3 protein-coding genes are annotated in these 4,276 nt (G+C 69.1%); 1 reads left to right on the forward strand and 2 read right to left on the reverse strand.

From position 1 onward, the window contains the following. Positions 1-290: 290 nt before the first annotated feature. Together ACRDSK_RS32140 and ACRDSK_RS32145 are read right to left on the reverse strand one after the other, a co-directional pair. Positions 291-2,453, reverse strand: a complete 2,163-nt coding sequence (locus ACRDSK_RS32140; RefSeq protein WP_431445172.1) for a 3-hydroxyacyl-CoA dehydrogenase NAD-binding domain-containing protein — start codon at positions 2,451-2,453, stop codon at positions 291-293. Positions 2,454-2,468: 15 nt separating this feature from the next. Next, positions 2,469-3,683 carry an acetyl-CoA C-acetyltransferase gene (locus ACRDSK_RS32145; protein ID WP_431445173.1) on the reverse strand — a complete coding sequence of 405 codons (1,215 nt, stop codon included), beginning with the start codon at positions 3,681-3,683 and terminating at the stop codon, positions 2,469-2,471. 196 nt (positions 3,684-3,879) lie between these two features. Here ACRDSK_RS32145 and ACRDSK_RS32150 point away from each other — a divergent pair. Beyond that, positions 3,880-4,276 (forward strand): TetR/AcrR family transcriptional regulator (locus ACRDSK_RS32150; RefSeq protein WP_431445174.1); only part of this gene is annotated, 397 nt, incomplete at its 3' end.

Here is a 4,276-nt window from a genome sequence, read left to right on the forward strand (position 1 = left end):
GGCCGCGGAGTCCCGCCTGGCCGAGATCGGCGCCCGGGCCCGGGAGTTCGTCGCCGCGGTGGCCGCCGCGCCCTGACCGGCTGTCCTATTCACGACAGAAATTGGTTTAGACCTTGTGCGGCCACCGGCACGCGCCTTAGCATCCGACTGCCTTCCGCCGCACCGAGCGACAGCACCCGAGCGGCGCGGCGGAGGCCTCGACCGTACCGTCGACTCCACTGTGGACGCCTCAGTGGACGCCGACGAGAAGAGGGCCCGGCGGTCGCCGGGCCCTCTCGTCGATCACGCTGTTACTCGAACGACTCGCCCTTCTCGGCCTTGGCCACCAGCGAGGCGGGCGGCTGGAAGTGGTCGCCGTAGCGCGCCGCCAGCTCGCGGGCCCGCGCCACGAAGCCCGCCAGGCCGCCCTCGTAGCCGTTGATGTACTGGATCACGCCGCCGGTCCACGGGGGGAAGCCGATGCCCATGATCGAGCCGATGTTGGCGTCCGGCACGGAGCGCAGGACACCCTCGTCGAAGCACTTCACCGTCTCGAGCGCCTCGGCGAAGAGCATCCGCTCCTTCATGTCCTCGAACGGGATCTCGTAGCCGTCCTTGGTGAAGTGCTCGAGCAGGTCCGGCCACAGCCGCGTCCGCTTGCCGTCCTCGCCGTACTCGTAGAAGCCCGCGCCGCCCGAGCGGCCCTTGCGATCGAACTCGTCGACCATCCGGTCGATCAGCGGCTCCGACGCGTGCACGACCCACGTGCCGCCGGCCGCCTCGACACCGGCCTTCGTCTCCTTGCGGATCTTCTGCGGCAGCGTCAGCGTCAGCTCGTCCATCAGCTGCAGCGGCGGCGCCGGGTAGCCGGCCTGCGAACCGGCCTGCTCCACCGACGCCGGGTGCACGCCCTCGGCGACCATCGCGATCGCCTCGTTGATGAACGTGCCGATCACCCGGCTGGTGAAGAACCCGCGCGAGTCGTTGACCACGATCGGCGTCTTCTTGATCTGCTGCGCCACGTCGAAGGCCTTGGCGAGCGTCGCGTCGCTGGTCTGCTCGCCGACGATGATCTCCAGCAGCGGCATCTTGTCCACCGGCGAGAAGAAGTGCAGGCCGATGAAGTCCTCCTGCCGCTTCACTCCCTCGGCGAGCCCGGTGATCGGCAGCGTCGAGGTATTGGAACCGAGCAGCGCGTCCGGGTTGACGACGCTCTCGATCTCGGCGAACACCTTGTGCTTGAGCTCCGGGCTCTCGAACACGGCCTCGATCACGAGGTCGCAGCCGGCCAGGTCCTCCGGGTTGTCGGTGGGGTGGATGCGGGCCAGCGTCTCGTCGGCCTTCTCCTGGGTGGCCTTGCCGCGCGACACGGCCTTCTCGAACAGCTTGACCGAGTAGTCCTTGCCCTTGTTCGCGGCCTCGGCCGACACGTCCTTGAGCACGACGTCCATGCCGCCGCGGGCGCACACGTAGGCGATGCCCGCACCCATCATCCCGGCGCCGAGCACACCGACCTTGCGGGCGGTGTACTTCTCGTAGCCGTCGGGCCGCGAACCCCCGGAGTTGATGTGCTGCAGGTCGAAGAAGAACGCCTTGATCATGTTCTTGGCAACCTGGCCGGAGAGCAGCTCGACGAGGTAGCGGGACTCGATGGTGAGCGCGGTGTCGATGTCGACCTGCGCGCCCTCGATCGCGACGGAGAGGATCGCCTTGGGGGCGGGCATGTTCGTGCCCTTGAGCTGCTTGCGCAGGTTGGCCGGGAACGCCGGCAGGTTGGCCGCGAACTTCGGGTTCGACGGCGAACCGCCGGGGATCTTGTAGCCCTTGACGTCCCACGGCTGCACGGCCTCGGGGTTGGCCTTGACCCACGCCTTGGCCGCGGGCACCAGCTCGTCGACGGTCGCCACGACCTCGTCGACCAGCCCGACCTCCTTCGCGGCCGGGACCTTGTGCCGCTGACCCTGCAGCAGCACCGACAGCAGCGCCGTCTGGATGCCCAGCAGGCGCACCGTGCGGGTCACGCCGCCACCGCCGGGCAGCAGCCCCAGCGACACCTCGGGCAGCCCGATCTGCGAACCCTTGACGTCTGCGGCGATGCGGTGGTGGCAGGCCAGCGCGATCTCCAGGCCACCGCCCAGCGCGGCACCGTTGATCGCGGCGACCACCGGCTTGCCCAGCGTCTCCAGCCGGCGCAGCTGCGCCTTGACGCCCTGGATGAACTCGAAGCCCTCGTTCGCGTCCTCGGGCCTCGCCTCGATCATGTCCTTCAGGTCGCCGCCGGCGAAGAACGTCTTCTTCGCCGACGTGATCACCACGCCGGTGATGTCGTCCTTCTCCGCCTCCAGCCGCGCGACCGTGGCGGCCATCGACGCCGCGTAGTCGCGGTTCATCGTGTTGGCCGACTGGTTCGGGTCGTCCATCGTCAGGACGACGATCCCGTCGGCGTCCTTGTCCCAGCGGATCGTGTCAGTCATGTTGGTGTCTATTCCTTACACGCGCTCGATGAGGGTCGCGACGCCCATGCCGCCGCCGATGCAGAGGGTGACCAGGGCCCGCCGGGCCTCGCGGCGCTCCAGCTCGTCGATCATCGTGCCGATGAGCATCGCGCCGGTCGCGCCGAGCGGGTGGCCCATCGCGATGGCGCCGCCGTTGACGTTCAGCTTCTCGTCCGGGATGTGCAGCTTCTTCTGGTAGTTGAGCACGACCGACGCGAACGCCTCGTTCAGCTCGAACAGGTCGATGTCGTCGACGGTCAGCCCGGTCGTCGCGAGCAGCTTCTCGGTGGCCGGGATCGGACCGGTGAGCATGATCGTCGAGTCGGCGCCGGAGGTGGCGGTGGCGACGATGCGTGCCCTGGGCTTCAGGCCCATGTCCTTGCCGGCCTGCTCGGAGCCGACGAGCACCAGCGCGGCGCCGTCCACGATGCCCGACGAGTTGCCGGGCGAGTGCACGTGGTCGATCTTCTCTACCTGGTGGTACTTCTGCAGCGCCACCGCGTCGAAGCCGCCCATCTCGCCGATCGCGGCGAACGAGGCCGGCAGCTTGCCCAGTCCCTCCACAGTGGACTCGGGACGCATGTGCTCGTCGCGGTCCAGGACGGTGAGCCCGTTCTGGTCGACCACCGGGATGATCGAGTTACGGAAGTAGTCGCCGGCCCACGCCTTGGCGGCGAGCTGCTGCGAGCGCAGCGCGTAGGTGTCGACGTCCTCGCGGGTGAATCCCTCGATCGTGGCGATCAGGTCGGCGCCGACGCCCTGCGGCACGAAGTAGGTGTCGTAGGCCGTCGCCGGGTCCATCGCCCAGGCGCCGCCGTCGGAGCCCATGGCCACCCGGGACATCGACTCGACGCCGCCGCCGATGACGACCTCGTCCCAGCCGGCGCGCACCTTCTGCGCGGCCATGTTCACCGCCTCGAGGCCCGAGGCGCAGAAGCGGTTGAGCTGGACGCCGCCGACCGTGTCGGGCAGGCCGGCCGCGATCGCGGCGGTCTTGGCGATGTCGCTGCCCTGGTCGCCGATCGGCGTCACGACGCCCAGCAGCAGGTCGGACACCCGGTCGGCGTCCAGGGTGGGGTTGCGCTTGCGCAGCTCGTCGATCAGTCCCACGACGAGCGAGATCGGCTTGGTTCCGTGCAGGGATCCGGTCTTCTTCCCCCGACCGCGCGGGGTCCGGATCGCGTCATAGACGAATGCTTCGGTAGGCACGCTCAGGGTCCTCTCGCCTGCTAATCCTCATTAACATCGTGGCACTTGTGGCGCCGTTGTCAATGTGGGGGTGATGCGGCCCACGCCGCCAGGTCATCTGCCTAATCACCGTTAACTTATCGGGCCGCATCGCCTGATTGCCAACGGCTTGGGCCTGGTCTACCGTCGCTAGTGACGTTTCACCTCGGGAGGACGTGTGACGGTCCGGCCGCGCAACCGGAAGGCCCAGCTGGCCGACTCGGCCGCGGAGCTGTTCCGCAAGCACGGCTACCACCAGGTGAGCGTCAACGACATCGCGGCCGCGGCCGGCGTCACCGGGCCCGCGGTCTACCGGCACTTCCGCGGCAAGCAGGACATCCTCGCGCACGTGCTGCTCTCCGGCATGGACGTGTTCGGCCTGGTCACCGAGGACGCGCTGGCCGCGGCGGGGACGCCGGCGGAACAGCTCGACGGGCTCCTGCGCGCGGTCGCCGCACTCGCCGTCGACCGCCGCGAGGTCACCGCGCTGTGGCGGTGGGAGGGCCGCCACCTCGACGAGGCCGACCAGGCGAAGATCCGCCACCACGGCGGCGAGCTGATGGCGCAGTGGGCAT

It is taken from the genome of Actinophytocola sp., from assembly GCF_050699915.1.
Taxonomy (GTDB): Bacteria; Actinomycetota; Actinomycetes; order Mycobacteriales; family Pseudonocardiaceae; genus Actinophytocola.